Source organism: Pacificimonas flava (genome assembly GCF_000342165.1).
GTDB lineage: Bacteria > Pseudomonadota > Alphaproteobacteria > Sphingomonadales > Sphingomonadaceae > Pacificimonas > Pacificimonas flava.
In genome coordinates, this window is record NZ_AMRV01000002.1 from 406336 (window position 1) to 425997 (window position 19662).

General features: G+C 68.9%; 16 protein-coding genes and 1 tRNA gene. 6 read left to right on the forward strand and 11 right to left on the reverse strand.

All coding sequences use genetic code 11. The annotated features are described in order from the left end of the window. Window positions 1-189: 189 nt before the first annotated feature. The 3 genes from ribA to C725_RS04645 all read right to left on the reverse strand — a co-directional run bounded on the left by ribA (window position 190) and on the right by C725_RS04645 (window position 2946). Window positions 190-1422: a GTP cyclohydrolase II gene (ribA, locus tag C725_RS04635; RefSeq protein WP_008600464.1), complete on the reverse strand. Its 1233-nt coding sequence runs from the start codon at window positions 1420-1422 to the stop codon at window positions 190-192. Window positions 1423-1425: 3 nt separating this feature from the next. After that, window positions 1426-2223, reverse strand: coding sequence for an exodeoxyribonuclease III (locus tag C725_RS04640; RefSeq protein ID WP_038281472.1), 798 nt, complete (start codon window positions 2221-2223; stop codon window positions 1426-1428). Between the two features lie 108 nt (window positions 2224-2331). Continuing rightward, window positions 2332-2946 carry a LolA family protein gene (locus C725_RS04645; RefSeq protein ID WP_008600466.1) on the reverse strand — a complete coding sequence of 205 codons (615 nt, stop codon included), beginning with the start codon at window positions 2944-2946 and terminating at the stop codon, window positions 2332-2334. Window positions 2947-3342: 396 nt separating this feature from the next. Between C725_RS04645 and C725_RS04650 the strand changes: the two genes are divergently transcribed. Both C725_RS04650 and C725_RS04655 read left to right on the forward strand, forming a co-directional pair. Next, window positions 3343-5676: a YadA-like family protein gene (locus tag C725_RS04650; protein WP_008600467.1), complete on the forward strand. Its 2334-nt coding sequence runs from the start codon at window positions 3343-3345 to the stop codon at window positions 5674-5676. A gap of 176 nt (window positions 5677-5852) precedes the next feature. Further along, window positions 5853-6521 carry a peptidylprolyl isomerase gene (locus C725_RS04655; protein ID WP_038281475.1) on the forward strand — a complete coding sequence of 223 codons (669 nt, stop codon included), beginning with the start codon at window positions 5853-5855 and terminating at the stop codon, window positions 6519-6521. 152 nt (window positions 6522-6673) lie between these two features. Here the strand turns inward: C725_RS04655 and C725_RS04660 are convergent, their stop codons facing one another. Continuing rightward, window positions 6674-9001, reverse strand: a complete 2328-nt coding sequence (locus C725_RS04660) for an FtsK/SpoIIIE family DNA translocase (protein WP_008600469.1) — start codon at window positions 8999-9001, stop codon at window positions 6674-6676. Window positions 9002-9382: 381 nt separating this feature from the next. On the opposite strand from C725_RS04660, the gene C725_RS04665 reads away from it, so the two are divergent. Beyond that, window positions 9383-10612: a UbiH/UbiF/VisC/COQ6 family ubiquinone biosynthesis hydroxylase gene (locus C725_RS04665; RefSeq protein WP_038281744.1), complete on the forward strand. Its 1230-nt coding sequence runs from the start codon at window positions 9383-9385 to the stop codon at window positions 10610-10612. Between the two features lie 684 nt (window positions 10613-11296). On the opposite strand, the gene C725_RS04670 is transcribed toward C725_RS04665, so the two are convergent. Then, window positions 11297-12697, reverse strand: a complete 1401-nt coding sequence (locus C725_RS04670) for a helix-turn-helix domain-containing protein (RefSeq protein WP_008600472.1) — start codon at window positions 12695-12697, stop codon at window positions 11297-11299. 148 nt (window positions 12698-12845) lie between these two features. Here C725_RS04670 and C725_RS04675 point away from each other — a divergent pair, with 148 nt between their 5' ends. Then, on the forward strand, window positions 12846-14435 hold the full coding sequence (locus tag C725_RS04675) for an isocitrate lyase (RefSeq protein WP_008600473.1): 1590 nt from the start codon (window positions 12846-12848) through the stop codon (window positions 14433-14435). A 43-nt stretch (window positions 14436-14478) separates the two neighbouring features. Beyond that, window positions 14479-14679 (forward strand): hypothetical protein, encoded by a 201-nt coding sequence (locus tag C725_RS04680; protein WP_008600474.1) that lies wholly within the window; start codon window positions 14479-14481, stop codon window positions 14677-14679. 9 nt (window positions 14680-14688) lie between these two features. Here C725_RS04680 and C725_RS04685 read toward each other — a convergent pair whose 3' ends face one another. The 3 genes from C725_RS04685 to C725_RS04695 are packed head-to-tail and all read right to left on the reverse strand — an operon-like array spanning window position 14689 to window position 16486. Continuing rightward, a complete protein-coding gene (locus C725_RS04685) occupies window positions 14689-14940 on the reverse strand; it encodes a Trm112 family protein (protein ID WP_008600475.1) in 252 nt (83 codons plus the stop codon). Next, the gene (locus C725_RS04690; protein WP_008600476.1) at window positions 14940-15575 is read right to left on the reverse strand and encodes an LON peptidase substrate-binding domain-containing protein; all 636 of its coding nucleotides are present in this window, start codon (window positions 15573-15575) and stop codon (window positions 14940-14942) included. The genes C725_RS04685 and C725_RS04690 overlap by 1 nt, the downstream gene beginning before the upstream one ends. Beyond that, window positions 15572-16486 carry a tetratricopeptide repeat protein gene (locus C725_RS04695; RefSeq protein ID WP_008600477.1) on the reverse strand — a complete coding sequence of 305 codons (915 nt, stop codon included), beginning with the start codon at window positions 16484-16486 and terminating at the stop codon, window positions 15572-15574. The genes C725_RS04690 and C725_RS04695 overlap by 4 nt, the downstream gene beginning before the upstream one ends. A 167-nt stretch (window positions 16487-16653) precedes the next feature. Between C725_RS04695 and C725_RS04700 the strand changes: the two genes are divergently transcribed. Beyond that, window positions 16654-16728: transfer RNA gene (locus C725_RS04700), tRNA-Gly, on the forward strand. 166 nt (window positions 16729-16894) lie between these two features. Here C725_RS04700 and C725_RS04705 read toward each other — a convergent pair. Genes C725_RS04705 through hemC form a run of 3 tightly spaced genes read right to left on the reverse strand, consistent with a single transcriptional unit; the run spans window position 16895 to window position 19661 of the window. Then, complete coding sequence (locus C725_RS04705) at window positions 16895-18049, reverse strand: COG4223 family protein (protein ID WP_008600478.1); 1155 nt, start codon at window positions 18047-18049, stop codon at window positions 16895-16897. Window positions 18050-18084: 35 nt separating this feature from the next. Further along, window positions 18085-18759: a uroporphyrinogen-III synthase gene (locus tag C725_RS04710; protein ID WP_008600479.1), complete on the reverse strand. Its 675-nt coding sequence runs from the start codon at window positions 18757-18759 to the stop codon at window positions 18085-18087. After that, window positions 18756-19661: a hydroxymethylbilane synthase gene (gene hemC / locus C725_RS04715; RefSeq protein ID WP_008600480.1), complete on the reverse strand. Its 906-nt coding sequence runs from the start codon at window positions 19659-19661 to the stop codon at window positions 18756-18758. The genes C725_RS04710 and hemC overlap by 4 nt, the downstream gene beginning before the upstream one ends. Between the last annotated feature and the right edge of the window lies 1 nt (window position 19662).

The following is a 19662-nucleotide window of genomic DNA, read 5'->3' on the forward strand; positions in this document are numbered from 1 at the left end:
GGGTCAGGCTGGCGGCAGGCCGGGCGGGGACGTGAGGCCCGGGCGGGTGCGGGTGGACCCCTGCCTGCGCAGGGGTGACGAGGTGAAAGATACTCCACCAACAGAATATCGTCGCCCCTGCGGAGGCAGGGGCCCATGGGTGCGGGACGGGCGAAGTGTTGTCTGGCCGCGGCAGAGCCGCCCCGCCGCCTAGAACTGGTGGCCGGTGCGGTCGCGTTTGGTGGCGAGGTAGGCTTCGTTGAGGGGGCCGTGGCCGGCGACGAGGGGAATGCGCGCGGTGACCTCGATGCCCTCATCCGCCAGGCCGCCGACCTTCGACGGGTTGTTGGTGAGGAGGCGGATGCGCGGGGCGCCGACGGCCTTCAGCATCTCAGCGGCGATGCCGAAATCGCGCTCGTCCACCTCGAACCCCAGTCGCAGATTGGCGTCGACCGTGTCGAAACCCTGATCCTGCAGCCGGTAGGCGCGCAGCTTGTTGAGGAGGCCGATGCCGCGCCCTTCCTGCTGCAGATAGAGGAGGATGCCGCCGCCATCGGCCGCGATGGCGTCCAGCGCGGCATGAAGCTGGTCGCCGCAATCGCATTTCAGGCTGCCGAGCACGTCGCCCGTCAGGCAGGCGCTGTGGAGGCGCGTCAGCGGCGCGTCCTTTGTCGCCCAGTCGCCGATCAGGAGCGCCAGATGCTCCGGCCCGCCGGGCGAACGGAAGGCGGCGACCTGCGTATCCTCGGCAGCCTTCAGCGGCAGGCGCGCGCGTGTGATCTGCCGCAGGGTGGACGGCGCGCGGTAGGCGGCGATGGCGGCGGCGGGAACGCGCAGCATATGCGCATCGTCGCCGCGCGCGGACCGCACATGGACGGCGGGCAGCAGCCCGGCGAATTTCGCGGCGGCGAGCGCAGCGGCGGCAAGCGCCTCGTCCGCCACCGGCACGGTGTCGAACGGCCCCTTCAGCGGGCTGGACAGGTCGAGGGTCGGGTCGGCGACGGCAACGGCGCCGCCGGCGGCGATCCAGTCGGGACGGCGGATGCGCACCGCGCGCATACCCGCAGCGGCGCGCTGATTGGCCAGCGCCAGCGTTTCGGCGCGCTTGTCGGTGATGAGAATATCGGCGCGGGGGGCGTCCTCGCCCGCTGCCGCTCCGGCGCGCGAACCCCCCGCCTCGAAAGCGGCAAGCGCGGCGTCCGAGGCGAGTTCGACGGGGAGAATCGCGAGGTGTTCACGCGCAGCACCGCCGGCGCCCGCACCCTCGGTTTTGCCCTCGTTTTCGGCCTCGCCCTCACCCGGCGTCACGATGATGGGCCGGCCCCGGCGCAGTTCGTCGATGGCGCGTTCGGCCGCGAGGGCGCCGGCATCCCCTGCCCCAGCCAATCCTGACCCGGCCTCTGATCCGGCACCCTCTGATCCGGCACCCTCTGGTTCGGCCATGCGTCAGACCTCGATTTCAGTGATGAGCGGGATATGGTCGGACGGGCGGTCCCAGGAGCGGGCGTGTTCCAGCACCCGGTGCGCCGTCACACGACCCTCCAGCTCCGGCGAGACCCAGACATGGTCGAGGCGGCGGCCGCGGTCGGAGGCGGCCCAATCCTTCGCGCGGTAACTCCACCAGGTATAGAGCCGGTCCGGGGCGGGCACGAAGCGGCGGCCGATATCCACCCAGTCATTGCTGTCCTTCAGGCGCTGCATGGTTTCGCATTCGACGGGCGTGTGGCTGACCACGCCGAGGAGCTGCTTGTGGCTCCACACGTCGCATTCCAGCGGCGCGATGTTGAAATCGCCCATCATCACGGTGGGAATGTCCAGCGCCTCCGACCAGCGCGTCATGCGCTCGTAGAAATCGAGCTTCTGCCCGAACTTCGCGTTCACCTCCCGATCGGGGACGTCGCCGCCCGCCGGAATGTAGACGTTTTCCAGCAGCACGCCGTTCGGCAGCCGGACGCCGATATGCCGCGCCTCTCCATTGTCCTGCCAGTCGTAGCGGCGCTCCTCCGTGATCGGCACCTTCGACAGAATGGCGACGCCGTGGTGCATGGGCTGGCCGTGGAGAATGCGGTATTTGTAGCCGAGTTTCTCGAAATCCTCATGCGGGAACTGGCTGTCGCGGACCTTCGTCTCCTGCAGGCAGATGATGTCCGGCGCCTCCTCCGCGATCAGCCGGCCGACGATGGGCAGGCGGATGCGGACGGAGTTGATGTTCCAGCTGGCGATCTTCAGGGTCGAGGCTTGCATGGCGCGGCAGGTAGCAGGCCGCCGCCGCCGCCGCAAAGCCTTCGCTTTCGTCAGGGGGCGGCAAGCCGCCGCCGGCCGGGGGCGGACGGCGCGACTCCGGCAGCCCGCCTAGCGCCGGTTGGTGCGGCGCGGATCGTTGTAGCGGAAGGCGTTCCTGGGCAGGTCGACGTCGAACTTCACGTTCGACAGCTGCACCTTCGTCGTCTGGCCCTGGCCGTCGACCACGTTCCAGCCCTGCAGCAGCAAGTCGGCGGGGGCGGCGGCGTCGCGCGCGAAATAGATGGTGATGATGCCGTATTCCGGGTGCTTCTTGTCTCGCGCCTCGATCACCAGCGCATCGGCGGTGTCGCTTTTCACCTGCGCGAACTTGGCGAGCTGCGCGTTCGGATCCAGAAGCACGCTGAGCGGCGTTTCCGCAATCGGGTAGCGCTGCACCTGGTTCACCTCGTAATCGACGACGTCGAGGCTCTTGCCGTTCGCCACGACGAGGAGCGGCACGCCCTTCTGATACTGGAAGCGGATCTTGCCGGGGCGTTCCAGATAAACCTTTCCCGTGGTGGTCGCGCCGTTCGCCGCGATCTGCGTGAAGTTCGCCGTCATCGTATCCGTCGCCTGCAGATGCGCGGTCAGCTCCGCCAGCGTGGCGGCGGCCGGCACGGCAGCGGACATTGTGAGGACCGCCGCGAGACCGGCGAGAATCGTCTTGGGAAGAAATCTGGTCATGCTGTCCGTTCTAGCCGGCAAAGGTTGAACGCGGGTTGAACCCCGCGGGGGGATGGCCGGTTCACTTTCTTCGCGCGCGAACGCGTGGGAGTCCGTGGCAGTTGCATCGGAAAGGGTCCGGAACGGCATTTGTCACAAAATGAAATAATGCGTCCAGATCAATGACATCGGCGTATCTGGTTCTGTGCGGCCGGCGGAGGAACCGGGCGCACGAACTGAGGGAGAGACGTTCATGCCAGTGACGGTCATGCCGCCCGATCATCAGGCGACAGCACCGTTACGCGCAGCGGACGATATTTCCCTCACCCATCGTGAGTGGAGCGCGTCCGCGATGATCCTTCGACCCTGTCATCGCGGCCGCTTCCCCTCACGAACTCACGAAAAGGGAGCACTGTCATGACACCGATCACATTCAACCGTTCGACCCTGTGGCTGGCCGCGAGCGCCGGCGCGATGGCGATTTCGCTGAGCGCGCCCGCCCGCGCCGACGATACGCCGGAATGCAATGACGGCACCGGGACGGCCGCGACCGAGTGCGGCACCGATTCGACGACGGGCGACGCCGCGGGCGCGATCGCCGTCGGCAGCGGCGCCAGCGCGACCGGAACCGACGCGGTCGCCATCGGCAGCGACGATGCCGGCGCCGCGCCCGCGACGGCGAGCGGCCCCTCCACCGTCGCGGTCGGCGGCGAATCGAGCGCGACCACACCCGGCGCGACGGCGCTCGGCTGGCAGGCGGATGCCAGCGGCATGATGGGCACGGCCGTCGGCCACCAGACGACGGCATCCGGAGACCAGAGCTTCGCCGGCGGCGAGGATGCGGTCGCGTCCGGCGACAACGCCATCGCCATCGGCAATCTGTCCTCTGCCACGGGCGGCGATTCGGTCGCCATCGGCGGCAATCGCGATTTCGTCGACGCGGACGGTGACGGCGTCGACGACAATGGCAACCAGGCCGCAACGGCGACCGGGCCGTCCACCACGACGGTCGGCGGCCAGTCGAACGCCAACGGCCCCGGAGCCAGCGCCTATGGCTGGCGCGCCAATGCCGACGGCGAGCGCGCGACCGCGCTGGGCCATCTGTCGAGCGCCAGCGCCTTCAATGCCACGGCGGTCGGCGAAGCGGCAGCAGCACAGGGATCCGGCGGCATCGCCATCGGCGGCAACACCGATGGCGGCAGCTTCGGCGCGCTGTCGACCGACGATGCGGGGATCGCCATCGGCTCCGATTCCGAGGCCCGTCAGGTCGGCGCCATCGCGCTGGGCAGTGACGGCGACGCGGACGGCGACGGCGCGGTCGCGGATGGCGTGGATGCGACGGCGCTCGGCACGGACGCCATGGCCACCGGCAATTCGACCACCGCTGTCGGCGGCGAATCGAATGCGGCCGGCCCTGGCGCCACCGCAGTCGGCTGGCAGTCCGATGCGAGCGCCGAGCGCGCCACTGCACTCGGCCATTTGTCGAGCGCCAGCGCCTTCAACGCCACGGCGGTCGGTGAGGCGGCAGCCGCGCAGGGCGTCGGCGGCATCGCCATCGGCGGCAACACCGACGGCGGCGATTTCGGTGCGCTGGCGACCGACGATGCCGGCATCGCGCTGGGGTCGGATGCGGAGGCCCGCGGCGTCGGCGCCATCGCGCTGGGCAGCGACGGCAACGGCACCGGCGACGGTGCAGTCGCACAGGGTGCGGACGCCATGGCCATCGGCGCAAACTCGGCGGCCACCGGCGATTCGACCACCTCCGTCGGCGGCGAATCGGTCGCCACGGGTCCGGGCGCGACCTCCTTCGGCTGGCGCGCGGAAGCGGTGTCGGAGCGCTCGACGGCGCTTGGCCACCTGTCCTCCGCCACCGGACTTGCCGCAACGGCGGTCGGTGAAGCGGCCATCGCCAACGGCGTCGATGCGGTCGCCATCGGCGGCGGCGTCGACGGCAGCGGCGGTGCGCAGGCCATCGGCAATTCGACGGTCGCGGTCGGCGGCGAATCGGTCGCCAACACGGCCGGCTCCACGGCGCTCGGCTGGCAGGCGCAGGCCACCGGCGCGATGGCAACGGCGGTCGGACACCAGACAACGGCGTCCGGCGACCAGAGCTTCGCCGCGGCGGAAGATGCCGTGGCGAGCGGCGCGCAGGCCATCGCCGTCGGCTTCGGCGCACAGGCGACGGGTGACGATTCCATCGCCATGGGCGAGGGTGCCGTCGCATCCGGCACCAACAGCGTCGCCATCGGCGCGGGCTCTCAGGCCACCGAGGAAAACCAGGTCGTCATCGGCAATCTGGCAGCCAGCGGTGCAACCCAGACCGGTCCGATCAACGTGGTGACGGCCGACATGAACGGCACGCTGGGCATGTCCACGGCCGGCGTTCCTGGCGGCCTTGCCAGTTTCAACGACCTGCAGGCCGCCAATCAGGCGATCGCCACCAACAGCGGTGCGATTGCCACGCTGCAGGGCCAGACCTCGCAGCTTTTCGACCTGAGCGAGCGGAACCGCAGGGACATCGACCGCGCTAATGAGGGTGTGGCCATGGCACTGGCGATGGAAAGCCCGAACATTCCGGCCGGCGCGCGGTTCGCGCTGTCGGGCGGGATCGGCTATTATAACGAACGGGCCGCCGTCTCGTCCGCGATCTCTGCAGCCGTGGGTGAGATGTCATCCATCTCCGCAGGCGTCGGCGTCGGGTTCGAAACCGGCGAAGTCGGTGCCCGCGGCGGTTTCCAGATCGCCTGGTAAGGCGCTGGCAGATGTTCGGGCCGTACAGGGCCCGGACGAACGAGCTCCCCCGCTAGGGAGGGAGGGGTGCTCCGGCCGAAAGGTTGGGGCGCCCCTTTCCGTTTGCGCCCCCTCCCCGGGCGCTGCCCTCTTGAGGGGATTCGCAAGGCGAGCGGCTTCGCGCTAATGTGTGCGGCATGACGAAATGCCTTCTGATCGCCGCCACGGCCGCCCTGGCCCTCTCCGTCCCTCCCGCCGCCGCGCAGACGCAGGCCGCACCGCGCGCCGCAGCGGAGCAGGCCGCCCCCGCCAGTCCGTTCCGGCCGCTGCCGGAAGAACAGGCCTTCGAGACCGAGATGGTGCGGATCGACACCGAAGCCGGGCCGATCATCCTGGAAATCGAAACGGAACGCGCGCCCGTCACGGCCGCCAATTTCCTGCGCTATGTGGAGGAGGGGCGGCTGGAAAACGCCGCCTTTTACCGTGCCAGCCAGAAGATCGGTGCCGGTAAGGGCTTCGTGCAGTTCGGGCTGCGCCAGCACCCCGATCACGTGTTCCCGCCCATCGCGCATGAACCGACCACGGACACCGGGCTGACGCATGCCGACGGCACGATCTCCATGGTGCGCGGGGAGCCGGGGACGGCGGACGCGGATTTCCTGATCATGGTCAGCGACCAGCCGCAATGGGACGCGAAGGGGGACAGTCCCGGCTACGCCGCCTTTGGCCGGGTGGTGCAGGGCATGGAGACCGTGAAGAGCATCCTTGCCGCGCCCACCGACCCGAACAAGGGCGACGGCGTGCTGCGGGGCGAGTTGCTGGCGGAGGAGATCCCGGTGACGGGGGCCTCGGTGGTGGAGGAGTAGGGGCTGCCGCCGACCCTCCCCTAACCCCTCCCTTGCCAGGGAGGGGAACGCGCCGGTCCGGCACGGGTAAGACGGACGTTCTTCTCCCCTCCCTGGACAGGGAGGGGTCGGGGGAGGGTCGATGCGGCGGCCGCCCCTACAGCCGATCCCCGCTAGAGCCGCCCGCCGCTCTGATCGATCAGCACCTCACGCCGGCCGACATGGTCGGCCTGCGAGATCAGGCCCTGCTCCTCCATCTTGTCGATCAGGCGCGCGGCGTTGTTGTAGCCGATCCTGAGATGGCGCTGGACGTGGCTGGTGGACGCCTTCTGAGAGGAGGCGACGACCTCCACGGCGCGGCGGAACAGGTCGGCCTCCGGATCGTCCTCGCCGCCCATGGGCAGGCCGAACTGGTCGAGCTCGGCCTCCGGCTCCTCGGTGACCGCCTCGACATAGTCGGGCGTGCCCTGCCCGCGCCAGTGATCGGCGACGCGCTCCACCTCCTCGTCGCTGACGAAGGGGCCGTGCACGCGGGTCAGCGCCTTGCCGCCGGGCATGTAGAGCATGTCGCCCTTGCCGAGGAGCTGTTCGGCGCCCTGCTCGCCCAGAATGGTGCGGCTGTCGATCTTCGAGGTGACGGAAAAGCTGATGCGGGTCGGCAGGTTCGCCTTGATGACGCCGGTGATGACGTCGACGGAGGGACGCTGCGTCGCCATGATCAGGTGGATGCCGGCCGCACGCGCCTTCTGCGCCAGCCGCTGGATCAGGAACTCCACCTCCTTGCCGGCGGTCATCATCAGGTCGGCCAGCTCGTCGACGACGACGACCATCAGCGGCAAGGGTTCGTATTCCAGCGTTTCCGTTTCATAGACGGGCTGGCCGCTGTCGGGATCGTAGCCGGTGTGGACGCGCCGTTCGAACGGCTTTCCGCCCGCCTTCGCCTCCCCCACCTTCTGGTTGAAGGCGGCGAGCGAGCGGACGTTGACCGCCGCCATCATGCGATAGCGTTCCTCCATCTGCTCGACGGTCCATTTGAGCGCGCGGACCGCCTTGGACGGCTCCGTCACGACCGGCGACAACAGGTGCGGGATGCCGTCATAGACGCTGAGTTCCAGCATCTTCGGATCGATCATGATCATGCGGCACTTGTCGGGCGGCAGCCGGTAGAGCAGCGACAGGATCATCGCATTGAGGCCGACCGACTTGCCCGAGCCCGTCGTGCCGGCGATCAGGAGGTGCGGCATCGGCGACAGGTCAACGACGATGGGCGCGCCGGCGATGTCCTTGCCCAGGACGAGGGGGAGCGCACCCTTGGCACTCTCGAAACTCTGGTCCTCCAGCAGTTCGGACAGGACCACCATTTCCCGGTTCTTGTTGGGCAGTTCGATGCCGATGACGTTGCGGCCCGGCACGACGGCGACGCGGGCGGAGACGGCGGACATGGAGCGGGCGATGTCGTCGGCCAGGCCGATGACGCGGCTGGACTTGATGCCGGGCGCGGGCTCCAGCTCGTACATGGTGACGACGGGACCGGGCCGCACCTCGACGATCTCGCCCTTCACGCCGAAATCCTCCAGCACGGATTCGAGGACGCGGGCATTCTGCTCCAGCGCGCCGGCGTCGATGCGCTCCTGCCCGCCGGCGGGCGGATCGGCGAGCAGCGACAGGGCGGGCAGCGTGTACTGATCGCCAAGACGCAGGCCGCTCTGCCGCTCGCGCGCGGCGCGCGTGGAGGGCGCGCGGCGCGGCTCCGGCGCCTTCACCTGCATTTTCTTGCGCGGCGGCGCAGGCTCCTCCGGGGCGGCGTCATCGTCCATCTCCCCCTCGCCCTGCGGAGCAGCCCGGCGGCGGCGCGGCGGCGCGGGCGCGGCAAGCTCCGCCTCCTCGGCGCGGTGGCGGGCGAACAGGGCGGCAAGGGCGCCGCGCGGCAGGCCGAAGCCGAAGACGATCAGCGCGACGGCGAGGAGCAGCGCCGCCGTCATGCCGGCATAGCGCAGCGCGCTTTCCGGCGCGGTCGGCGCCAGCGGCAGCACCGCCTCCATCGCGGCGGCGCCGAGGCCGCCGAACAGACCGCCCGGCCCGGCGGGAAGCGGACCGGCGGTCAGCATGCCGAAGCCGATGGCGGCCAGGACGGCACCCACAAGGGTCGCCAGCACGCGCAGGCCCAGACGGGGGCGCGGCGTCATGCGCGCCAGCCGCCAGCCGGTCAGCCCGGCGAGCGGCAGGAAAAACGCCGCGCCCATGCCGAACAATTGCAACATCAGGTCGGCAAAGCTGGCGCCCGGTCCGCCCAGCCAATTGCTTGGCGCCGTGGAGGTCGCGCGATTGAGCGACGGATCGGAGGGGTCGTAGCTGACAAGGGCCAGCGCGGCCGCCAGAGTCGCAAGAAGAAGCGCGACGCCGAGCGTCCGCCATGCCGCATGCGCGGCCGCCTCCTTCACGGCCGCGGGAACGAATCCCTGCGTCCGGCCCCGCCGCTTCGCTGCCTGCACCTGTGCCATAGCCGCCCCTATGGAAGGAAACGGGGCCACAGGACAAGAACGAAAGGAGCCCGGGCACCCGCGCGTCGGGGATGAAAAAACGGCCGGGCGCCCGAGAGCGCGCCGGCCGGTGAAAGTTGGTTGGACATCATGGGAGGAATGTCCGAGCGAGCAAGGTAGCGGGAGCACGCCCCGCGGCCTCGCCCAGCGCGTTACAAGCTTTGTGCCATTTGGAAGTCCGTTCGTCGCCGACGGGAGGATCAGCAAATGGCAGTCTTGGCCTGAGAAAAATAATGCCTATAATTTTGGCAACGACTCCTCGCAGCCTGCTTTTTGGGCATATTCTGGGATGCGGCAAGGTGCGACTTTCTTCCGGCCGGCTTGCAGCCTATGCCGTCTGGCATGGACGAAACCCCTGATGTGATCCTGATCGGCGGCGGGCTCGTCGGCATGACGACCGCGCTCGCCCTTGCGGCCTTCGGCGTACGCAGCGCCGTCGTGGACACGGCCGATCTGGAGACGACCGTCGCCAGCGGCTTCGACGGCCGTGCCACCGCAATCGCCAGCGCATCCTGGCGCATGTTCGAGGCGCTGGGACTCGCCGAACGGCTGGAGGGTCTCGACTGCCCCATTGATGAAATCCGCGTCAGCGAAGGGCTGGGCCGGCATTCGCTGCATTTCGACGGCCGGACGGGCACGGGCGGCGGGGTGGCCGGAGAACCGCTGGGCCATATGCTGGAGAACCGGCATATCCGCCGCGCGCTGATCGACGCCGGCCGGGAGGAGCCGCTGATCGATCTCTACGCACCGGACCGGACCACGGATATCGAGCGCAGCGCGCACGGTGTGACGGTGCGTCTGGACTCGGGCCAGGTGCTGAAGGCGCCGCTGCTGGTGGCGGCGGACGGGCGCCGGTCCCGCATTCGCGAGGAGGCCGGCATTCGCGCGGCGCGCTGGCAATACCGCCAGACCGCGATCGTCGGCATGATCGAGCATGAGCGGCCGCACGAGAATGTGGCGTTCGAAATCTTCTACCCCGCCGGCCCGTTCGCCATCCTGCCGATGCTGCCCGGAACGCGCTCCGCCATCGTCTGGACCGTTCCGGCGAAGGAGGCGGACGCTTGGCTGGGCCTGCCGGAACGCGCGCTGATGGCGGAGATCGACAAGCGCATCGGCGGCTTTCTGGGAATGACGCGCATGGCCGCGCCGCCGGCATCCTACCCGCTCGGCTTTCATCATGCGGAGCGGTACACGGACATGCGGCTGGCTCTGGTCGGCGATGCCGCGCACGGCATTCACCCGATCGCCGGGCAGGGCCTCAACATGGGCCTGCGCGATGCCGCGGCGCTGGCCGAGGTGGTCGGCGACGGCGTCAGGCTGGGCCTCGACATCGGCGAGACGGAAGTGCTGGCGCGCTATCAGCGCTGGCGCGGCTTCGACAATATGGCGGTGTCGGTATCGACCGACGTGCTGAACCGCCTGTTCGGCCTGCCCGGCGAGACGATGAAGCATGTTCGCGGCCTCGGCCTCTCCATGGTCGGCAGGGTGCCGCCGCTGAAGAATTTCTTCATGGCCGAAGCGCGCGGCGCCAGCGGCGACCTGCCCGGCCTGCTGCGGGGTGAGCGGCCGTAAAGGCGAGGCTCGAACCGTCAGGGCTTGCGGCATGGGCCCCTGCCTTCGCAGGGGCGACGGGCCGAGGATTTGCGGGCCGCGCGACCCTCATTCGAACCGCTCGTCACCCCTGCGAAGGGAAGGTCGAGCGCTCACCCGATCCATCGACGATGACGGGTGGGATCGCGCGGCGACGGGCGGCGGCGGGAATGACTGCCGACGCTGTGGCCACGCCCCTACGAGCCGTGATTGACCAGCCGTAGAAGCGGAGCCTGAACCGTCAGGGCTTGCGGCATGGGCCCCTGCCTTCGCAGGGGCGACGGGCCGAGGATTGGAGGCCCCGCCACCATCATCCGAACCGCTCGTCACCCCTGCGCAGGCAGGGGTCCAGCGGTAACCTGAATCCATCGATGATGACGGGTGGGATCGTGCGGCGGCGGTCGGCGGCGCGGATGACTGCCGAGACCATGCCCCCCTTATCAGCCGTCATTGGGCGGCCGTAGAGGTGGGGCTCGAACCGTTACGTCTTGCGGCATGGGCCCCTGCCTTCGCAGGGGCGACGAGTTCGGAATTCAGTGGTTGGCGGGATGGGGCGAATACACCTCGTCGCCCTGCGAAGGCAGGGGTCCATGCGGACCGCTACGAGATCGCTGGCGATGACGGGGGTGTGCTTCGTTACCCCTGCCGATTCCGGGTCATGCGCGCTCAATCGTCGATGATGACGGGGGTAACGGTGCGGCGGAGGTCGTCGGCAAGGATAGCGCTGCCGAGCGGCGGCGCAGAGCGGGCGGCGCAGTCGCGGCGGTGGCAGAGGCGGCAGGTGACACCGATGGGGGTGGGGACCGGCGACATGCCGGCGTCCCTGCCCTGCCGCGTATAGATGAGCCGATCCGCCGCCTCTGCCGCGCAGCCGAGCGCGATGGCGCGTTCCGCGCGGGGCTGACCGTAACCGCCGCCGCCGGCGCTGACGGTGCGGGCGATGGAAAAGAAGCGCTTTCCGCCCTCCAGCTCCAGCCACTGCGTCGCGACGCGCCCCGGCTGCTGAAAGACGGTGTGGACGTTCCACAAGGGGCATGCGCCGCCGTGGCGGGCGAAGGGAAAGCCGGCCCCGTCGAGGCGCTTCGACACGTTGCCGGCGACATCGACCCGTATGAAGAAGAAGGAGACCCCCTCCTCCCCCGGCCGCTGCAGCGTCGTCAGCCGGTGCGCCGCCTGTTCGAAACTGACGCCGAACCAGCGCGCGATCGCTTCGACATCATATTGCCGCCGCTCCACCTGGCGGCGGAATTCGGCATAGGGCATCAGGATCGCCGCGGCCGTGTAGCCGGCGAGCGCCCGGCGGGCGAGCGTTCGCGCTGACTTGTCCACGAACGCACCGGCCAGCGTGTCGTCGAGCGCGGCGCCGGCATCCAGATAGACGATCTGCAGCGCCGTCTGGAAGGCGCGGCCGGCCGCATCCAGCGTGTCGGCGATCAGTACCTCGTCCCGGTGCCGGTCGAATCGGCGTACGGAGCCCATCAGAACGTCCGGCGGCAGACGGCGCAGGCCGAGGCCGTGCGCGCGCTTCAGATAGGCCGCGAAACCGGCCGCGCCGCCGGTTTCCTCCGCCAGGCGCTCGGCTGCGCTTTCGAGCGCCGGGAAATAATTACGACGCTCGCCCAGAAAGGCGCGCACGGCCGCGACCGGATCGGCGGCGGCGCCCTCCTCCGGCGCGCCGGCGCGGTCGGCCAGCGCGAGATGCTCCTTCTCATAGGCGGTATAGAGCCGCAGCAGCGCCTCGCTGATGCCCGGATAGCTCATGGTCAGATCCTCGACCTCCAGCGCCGGCACGTCGATGCCGGCGAAGAGCGGATCCTTCAGCAGCGTCTTGATGCGCGCCTGCGTATCGTCCGCGTCGTCATCGGCGAGCGTGGCGACGTCGAGGCGGTAGACCTGCGCCAGACGCATCAGAAGATCGGCGGTGGTCGGCCGCTGATTACGCTCGATCAGCGCCACATAGCTGGGGGAGATGTCGAGATCGGCGGCCATCTCCGCCTGCGTGATGCCGAGTTCCCGCCTGAGCCGCTTGATGCGGGGGCCGAGATAGACGGTGCGTTTCTGGGCCATGCCGGGGCGCCTCCTGTGCAGCGCTTACAACATTACAGACTTTCTTGTAAATTTTTGACGACCGCACGGAAGGCGGTCTGCCCGCAAGCCGCCGGACCCCTTATTCCGGTGCCATAGCAATAACGCGATCAGGAAAAAGGGCGCATCCATGTCTTACAGCGAAGAACTGTCAAAGGCCGAAGATACAATCGCAGGCGAGGCCGCGTGGAACGGCATCGACGCCGATTCGGTCGCGCGCATGCGTCTGCAAAACCGCTTCCGCACCGGCCTCGACATCGCCCGCTACACGGCGGACATCATGCGCCGCGACATGGACGCCTATGACGCCGACCCGGCGAACTACACGCAGTCGCTGGGTTGCTGGCACGGCTTCATCGGTCAGCAGAAGATGATCAGCATCAAGAAACATTTCGGTTCAACAAAAGGCCGGTATTTGTACCTGTCCGGTTGGATGGTTGCGGCGCTGCGCAGCGAGTTCGGTCCGCTGCCCGACCAATCGATGCACGAGAAGACGAGCGTACCGGCGCTGATCGAGGAGCTGTATACGTTCCTGCGCCAGGCCGATTCGCGGGAACTGGGCGGGCTGTTCCGCGCGCTCGACGACGCGCGGGAGGCGGGCGATGCCAACACCGCGCGCGAGATCCAGGCGAAGATCGACGGGTTCGAGACGCATGTCGTGCCGATCATCGCCGACATCGACGCCGGGTTCGGCAATGCCGAGGCGACCTATCTGCTCGCCAAGAAGATGATCGAGGCGGGCGCCTGCGCCTTGCAGATCGAGAATCAGGTGTCGGACGAGAAGCAGTGCGGGCACCAGGACGGCAAGGTGACGGTGCCGCACGAGGACTTTCTGGCGAAGGTGCGCGCCTGCCGCTACGCCTTCATGGAACTGGGCGTCGAGAACGGCATCATCGTCACGCGCACCGATTCGCTGGGCGCGGGGCTGACCAAGCAGATCGCCTACTCCAAGGCGCCGGGCGACATTGGCGACCAGTATAATGCGTTTCTGGACTGCGAGCCGGTCGAGGGTGCCGGCAACCCGGGCGACGTGCTGATCAACCGGGACGGACAGTTGATGCGCCCGAAGCGGCTCCCGTCGAACCTGTACCAGTTCCGCCCCGGCACCGGTGCGGATCGCTGCGTCCTCGACTGTATCACCAGCCTGCAGCACGGCGCCGACCTTCTCTGGATCGAGACGGAAAAGCCGCATATCGAGCAGATCGCCGGCATGGTCGACCGCATCCGCGCCGTCGTGCCGAACGCGAAGCTGGTCTACAACAACTCGCCCAGCTTCAACTGGACGCTGAATTTCCGCCAGCAGGTCTACGACGCATGGGCGGAGGGCGGACAGGACGTCGGCGGCTATGACCGGGACCGGCTGATGAGCGCCGAATACGACATGAGCGACCTGGCGGCCGAGGCCGACGAGCGCATCCGCACCTTCCAGAAGGACGCGGCGGCGCGGGCCGGCATCTTCCACCATCTGATCACGCTGCCGACCTATCACACCGCCGCGCTGTCGACCGACAATCTGGCGCGGGAGTATTTCGGCGAACAGGCGATGCTCGGCTACGTCAAGAACGTGCAGCGCAAGGAAATCCGCGAGGGGATCGCCTGCGTGAAGCACCAGAACATGGCCGGCAGCGACATCGGCGACGACCACAAGGAATATTTCGCCGGCGAGGCGGCCCTGAAGGCCGGCGGCTCGCACAACACCATGAACCAGTTCGCCGCCTGAACGGGCGCCGCGACAACCGCTTCATTCAAGAAGGAGACGTCAGATGACCGACCAGACCATCCACAGCGGCGAGCGTCCCGCCGCCGCGCCCCTGCCGCCGCACATGCGTCCGCGCGCCGTGTTCTCGCAGGCGGACTTCCCGCTTCTGAGGAAGGCGGTGCAGGCCTATCTGCAAACGCACAGGGACGAACCCGATACGGTGCAGATGGCCAGCCTCTATCACCGGCTGGGGCGGGTCGACTGAGGCCGGGTTTTAGTCTCCTGGGGAGGAGAATCGGCCGGTCTGGCCAGCCTCATCCTCGTCCAGGCGGCGCGCCTCCTCGATCAGCATGACGGGGATGCCGCCGCGGACGGGATAGGCCAGACCGGCCGATTTCGACACCAGTTCCTGCCGCTCCCGATCGTAGCTGAGCGGCTGTTTCGTCACCGGGCAGACGAGGATTTCCAGGACCCTTGGATCGACGGTTTTCGCCTCGTCCGGCGTCTCATGGTCTTCTGCGCTCATCAATGGATCTTCCTGTCCGAAGACACGTCGTCGCCAGTCGAAAACCGCATCAGAGCCTCCAGCGTGGCCGCGCGGCGGGCAAGGTCATCCGCCTCCAGCAGCGCCTGTTTTTCGGCCGAGGCGAACGGACAGACCGCCGCCAGCGTGTTGACCAGCGATTCGTCGTCCGACCTTTGCACCGCGTCCCAGTCGGCGCTCAGCCCCTCGGCATCGAGATAGGTTTTCAGACCCTGCTCCAGCGCCGCGCGCGTCGTCGCATCGAGCGGCGCAGGCGTCTTCAGATCGTCCATGAACGGCTCGTAGTCCGCACGGACCTGCCGGTACGCGGTCGTGACGCTCAGTTCCTCAGAGACGCGGAAGCGCATCAGGCCCCCGAGGAGGATTTCGAACCGGCCATCGTCCGTTTCGGAAAATTGCTGAATCTTGCCAAGGCCGCCGATCGAATAGAGCTCGTCGTCCGTTTTCGGCTGAATCATGCCGATCAGCCGCGCGCCCGCCATCGCGTCGCGGACCATGTCGAGATAGCGCGGCTCGAAAATATTGAGCGGCAGATGCCCGCGCGGCAGCACCAGCGCCCCCTCGAGCGGGAAGATCGGCAGCGTCGCCGGCAGCGTCTCGAGGGGGCGGCCGGTCATGAGAACAGCATGGAGGAGAGCTTGCGCCGCGCGCCCATCACCCATGGCGCACCGACGCCGGACGCCTCGAACAGTTCGAGCAGCTTGCGGCGCGCGGCCCCCTCGTCATGCTCCCGGTCGCGGCGGATCGATTCGAGATACTGCGCCGCCGCCTCCTCGCCCCGCCCGGCGCCGGCTAGCGCCTCTCCATAGGCGATGCGGGCAGCGTGATCGTCCGCGTTCGCCTCGACCTTTGCCGCCAGCGCTTCGAGTTCGGCCGGATCAACGGCGTTCTCGGCGAGTTGCAGGGCCTTTCGCGCCTGCACCACCTCCGCCGTGGTCGAATCGTCCGGAATGTTCGCGATCAGCGTGCCGGCCTGCGTTTCATCGCCCAGCGCGATCAGCGACACCGCCGCCCCGCCCAGCACGACCTCGTCCTTCGGCGCCTGCTGCAACAGCAGCTGATAGATTTTCAGCGCCTCGATATGCTCCCCGGCGGCCGCGTGCTGCGCGGCCAGATCCTTCTGCTCCTGCATCTGCGCAGCCGCCTGATCCTCCTCGCTCTCCGCGCCGATGCCGAGCTGCGGCAGGATCTGGTCGAGGAACTGGCGAAACTGCGGCTCCGTACGGGCCTGCGTCAGGTCGGCGACGGGCTGACCCTGATAGAGGGCATAGATCTGCGGGATGGACTGGACGCGAAACTGCGCGGCGACGGCGGGATTCTTATCGACATCGATCTTGACCAGCTTCACGCCCTTGTCGGCATAGTCGGCGGCGACCTTCTCCAGCACAGGCGCGACCTGTTTGCAGGGGCCGCACCAGTCTGCGTAGAAATCCAGGATCACCAGCGACGACATGCTGGGTTCGATCACGTCACGCTGAAAGGCTTCCATTGCCGCGCGTTCGCCTTCCGGGGTGCTCAGCGTCGCCACTCTCGTCTCCTCATGCCTCAAGAATTTCGGTGCGCCTCCATATGGGTGCGGCGGCGAAGAATCGCAAAGGGGATGCATGGGGGCTTGCAAGCCCAGGGAACCGGTGGTAGCAGCCCGCTTCCTTCGAAGGGCACAGGGCCAGGCCCCGCACTTCGATACGCCAGTGAGCGGGCGTAGCTCAGGGGTAGAGCACAACCTTGCCAAGGTTGGGGTCGAGGGTTCGAATCCCTTCGCCCGCTCCAGTTTTCCGAACCTTACACTTGTACATGCGCAGCGGCGCTCCGCGATCGCGGAGCCAGCCCCGCAAGGGGTACCGGTTTCGTGGCACCGGAGCATATCGGCATTTTTCCCGAACCCCCCGCGCGCCCGCTGTTTCAGACAGCGGCACGCAAGGGGTCCGACGTGGCCCTACTGCTCGCTGGTGTCCGATGAGGACGTCGGGGCCGAAGGCTCCTCCCCGACGAGGCGGCTTTCGAGGCGCTCGATGGCGCCCTCGGTACGGTCGTAATTGACCGCATCGCGCAGCCAGCGCGTACCGCGGGCGCGCACACCCTCTGGCAGGCGCATATATTCCGCCACCGCGCCGGCAATGTCGCCCTGCGACAGCTCGGCCGAGATGCGGTCGACGATCTGCTCGTTCGTGTCGCCGTCATCGACCGTGCCGCTGCGCCGGATGGTGAAGATGTCGGAGAGGCCGGCCACGAAATTCTGCCACCAATTGCGATCCGCGGCGCTTTCGGCGCCCGCCTCGGCCAGCAGCGACGGCTTCAGCGCCTCGAACCGGCGGCGCAGGTCGGCCGGCGACGACAGCGTTCGCATGCCCGCCGACAGCTGATCCAGGTCGTCGTCGGCCTGCGGTCCGAGCGCGGCGCGCAAGGACGGCTCCAGCCCGCCGAGCGGTTCCGCCGCCTCCAGCGCGCTGCGCGCGCGGCCGATCAGGAGGACGGACCGCGCGTCGCGGGCCAGCCGCTCCGCCTGGCGCACGCGGGTGTTGGTTTCGCCGCGCGCATCCTCGACACGAACGGTCAGGCCGGCCACCTCTGCCGAGAGGTTGTCAACGCGGCTGAGCGTCTGCGTCTGCTGGCGGTCGAGCGCATCGACGCGGGTTTCGAGACGGCCGACACGGTCGGCAGACGCCGACGCGCCCTCGGCCGGCATGGCGTCGTTCAGCGCCGGCTGGGCACGGGGCGGCGCCGATCCCGACTGATCGGCGATCTGCGGCGGCGCGCTGCCGACACCGGTCTGCTCAAGCCGTGCAACCCGGCCCTCCAGCCGCGATATCGACGCCTCCTGCCGGTCCAGGCGCGCGAAGACGGTGCTGAGGTTCGCCTCCTGCGGCAGGAACGGCAAACGTGGACGCACCTGCTGTTCGAACCAGGGACTGAGCAGCATGCCGCCGATGAACGCGACAAGCGCGATGACGACGAGCCACGGCGCCGCGCCGGACCCGGACCCGTTCGCCTGGTTTCGCGCCGCCGCCGCACGGCCGTCGCCGCGGCCTTCACGACGTCCCTCCCGCTCGCGCCGGGCGTCCCGCTCTCGTCGTTTCTCGTTCTCATCCATTGCCGGCCCGCCCGTTCATTATCATTCGGTTCCGCTTATTCGCACAGGAGGCCCGCTGCCGCAAAGAGCGCGTCTTCCGTGGGGATGCGGGCCCGGACGAGGCGGCGCCAATCCGCCGGAAATCCGGCCGGGGGCGCACCAAGCAGCGCGGCGGACAGATGCGTGCGGTCGAGCCCGGCACGCACGCACTCGGCAGCGAACTGCTGCGCTGCGGCCGCGGAATAGAGAAGCGTCCAGTCGGTTCCGCCCGCCGCAAGACACGCGCGCGCCTCAGCCGTCAGCGGCCGGGATGCCGCAGCGTACACGGTGACGCGGCAAAGGGTGAGCGCATCCGGCACGGCCGCATCCTTCACCCGCTCGCCGGCCAGATGCAGCGCCGACCGGACGCCCTCCGCCTCCATTTGGCGGTAGAGCGGTGCCGCGCCGCCCCCCGGGCCGGTCCGAACGTCTGTAAAGCCGGCGGCGCGTGCCGCGGTGGCCGTCGCCTTTCCCACGGCATAAAGCGGGAGGTCCGGAAGCGGCACGGGCATCCCCGCGAGGAACGCGTTCGCGCTGGTCGCAACGAGTGCATCGAACGCCCCCTGCGGCAGCGTCCATCGTACCGGCCTGACCTCCACGAGCGGCGCGATCATGGCCTCGTGCCCCGCCGCCCGGAGCCGCGCGGCCGTTGCGGCGGCCTGGGCAGCCGGGCGCGTGACGAGGATCCTCATGCGCCGCCGAAAAGCGCCGCAATCTCGCGCGGGGCATCGCGCAGCAACCGCTCCGCGAGCATCGTTCCGGCCGCTTCGGCTTCATCGGGCGCAAAGCGGATGTCGCCGCCACGCTCCTCCGCGCCGTTCAGGGACAGGATTTGCCCGCGCAGCAGAAAGGCGTCCTCCGTCCGGACCGCAAGCGCGGCAACGGGACTGTGGCAGGAGCCGCCGAGGCGGCGGGCGAAGGCGCGCTCCGCCGTGATGGCGGTAAAGGTGTCGGTATGGTTGATCCCCGCCAGCGAGGCACGCACCCGGTCGTCGGCCGCCCGGCATTCGCAGGCGATCGCCGCCTGCCCCGGCGCGGGCAGCATGTCCGCCGTTTCGATCGCGATGCCGATTTCGCTGTGACCGAGCCGGTCGAGACCGGCCGCCGCGAGGATGGTGGCATCCGCCTCCCCCTCCGCAACCTTTTGCCGGCGCGTCGCGACATTGCCGCGCAGGGGGACGATGCGAAGCCCCGGCACACGGCGGAGAAGCTGCGCCTCTCGCCGCGGGGAGGACGTCCCGAGGCGCATGCCGGGCGCGAGATCGCGGAGCCCGGCAAGACCGATCAGCCGGTCGCGCACGTCGGCGCGCGGCAGGGTCGCGGCGATCATCAGGCCGCCCGGCCGCTCGCTTTCCACATCCTTCAGGCTGTGCACGGCCAGGTCGATCTCGTCCATGGCGAGGGCGCGCTCCAGCTCCTTGGTCCACACGCCCTTGCCGCCGAGTTCGGACAAGCGCACATCCTGGCGCCGGTCGCCCTTCGTCGTGACAGCGACAATCTCTCCCCCGCCCAGCGCTGCGCGCACCGCCTCTGCCTGTGCCAGTGCCAGCGGCGAGCCGCGCGTGCCGATGCGAAAGGAGGCGGATGCGCTCATC

Excerpts from the sequence above, each read along its gene's own strand:
- ribA (WP_008600464.1), bottom strand. The coding sequence starts at position 1,422 with ATGGCCGAACCAGAGGGTGCCGGATCAGAGGGTGCCGGATCAGAGGCC.
- C725_RS04640 (WP_038281472.1), bottom strand. The coding sequence starts at position 2,223 with ATGCAAGCCTCGACCCTGAAGATCGCCAGCTGGAACATCAACTCCGTC.
- C725_RS04645 (WP_008600466.1), bottom strand. The coding sequence starts at position 2,946 with ATGACCAGATTTCTTCCCAAGACGATTCTCGCCGGTCTCGCGGCGGTC.
- C725_RS04650 (WP_008600467.1), top strand. The coding sequence starts at position 3,343 with ATGACACCGATCACATTCAACCGTTCGACCCTGTGGCTGGCCGCGAGC.
- C725_RS04655 (WP_038281475.1), top strand. The coding sequence starts at position 5,853 with ATGACGAAATGCCTTCTGATCGCCGCCACGGCCGCCCTGGCCCTCTCC.
- C725_RS04660 (WP_008600469.1), bottom strand. The coding sequence starts at position 9,001 with ATGGCACAGGTGCAGGCAGCGAAGCGGCGGGGCCGGACGCAGGGATTC.
- C725_RS04665 (WP_038281744.1), top strand. The coding sequence starts at position 9,383 with ATGGACGAAACCCCTGATGTGATCCTGATCGGCGGCGGGCTCGTCGGC.
- C725_RS04670 (WP_008600472.1), bottom strand. The coding sequence starts at position 12,697 with ATGGCCCAGAAACGCACCGTCTATCTCGGCCCCCGCATCAAGCGGCTC.
- C725_RS04675 (WP_008600473.1), top strand. The coding sequence starts at position 12,846 with ATGTCTTACAGCGAAGAACTGTCAAAGGCCGAAGATACAATCGCAGGC.
- C725_RS04680 (WP_008600474.1), top strand. The coding sequence starts at position 14,479 with ATGACCGACCAGACCATCCACAGCGGCGAGCGTCCCGCCGCCGCGCCC.
- C725_RS04685 (WP_008600475.1), bottom strand. The coding sequence starts at position 14,940 with ATGAGCGCAGAAGACCATGAGACGCCGGACGAGGCGAAAACCGTCGAT.
- C725_RS04690 (WP_008600476.1), bottom strand. The coding sequence starts at position 15,575 with ATGACCGGCCGCCCCCTCGAGACGCTGCCGGCGACGCTGCCGATCTTC.
- C725_RS04705 (WP_008600478.1), bottom strand. The coding sequence starts at position 18,049 with ATGGATGAGAACGAGAAACGACGAGAGCGGGACGCCCGGCGCGAGCGG.
- C725_RS04710 (WP_008600479.1), bottom strand. The coding sequence starts at position 18,759 with ATGAGGATCCTCGTCACGCGCCCGGCTGCCCAGGCCGCCGCAACGGCC.
- hemC (WP_008600480.1), bottom strand. The coding sequence starts at position 19,661 with ATGAGCGCATCCGCCTCCTTTCGCATCGGCACGCGCGGCTCGCCGCTG.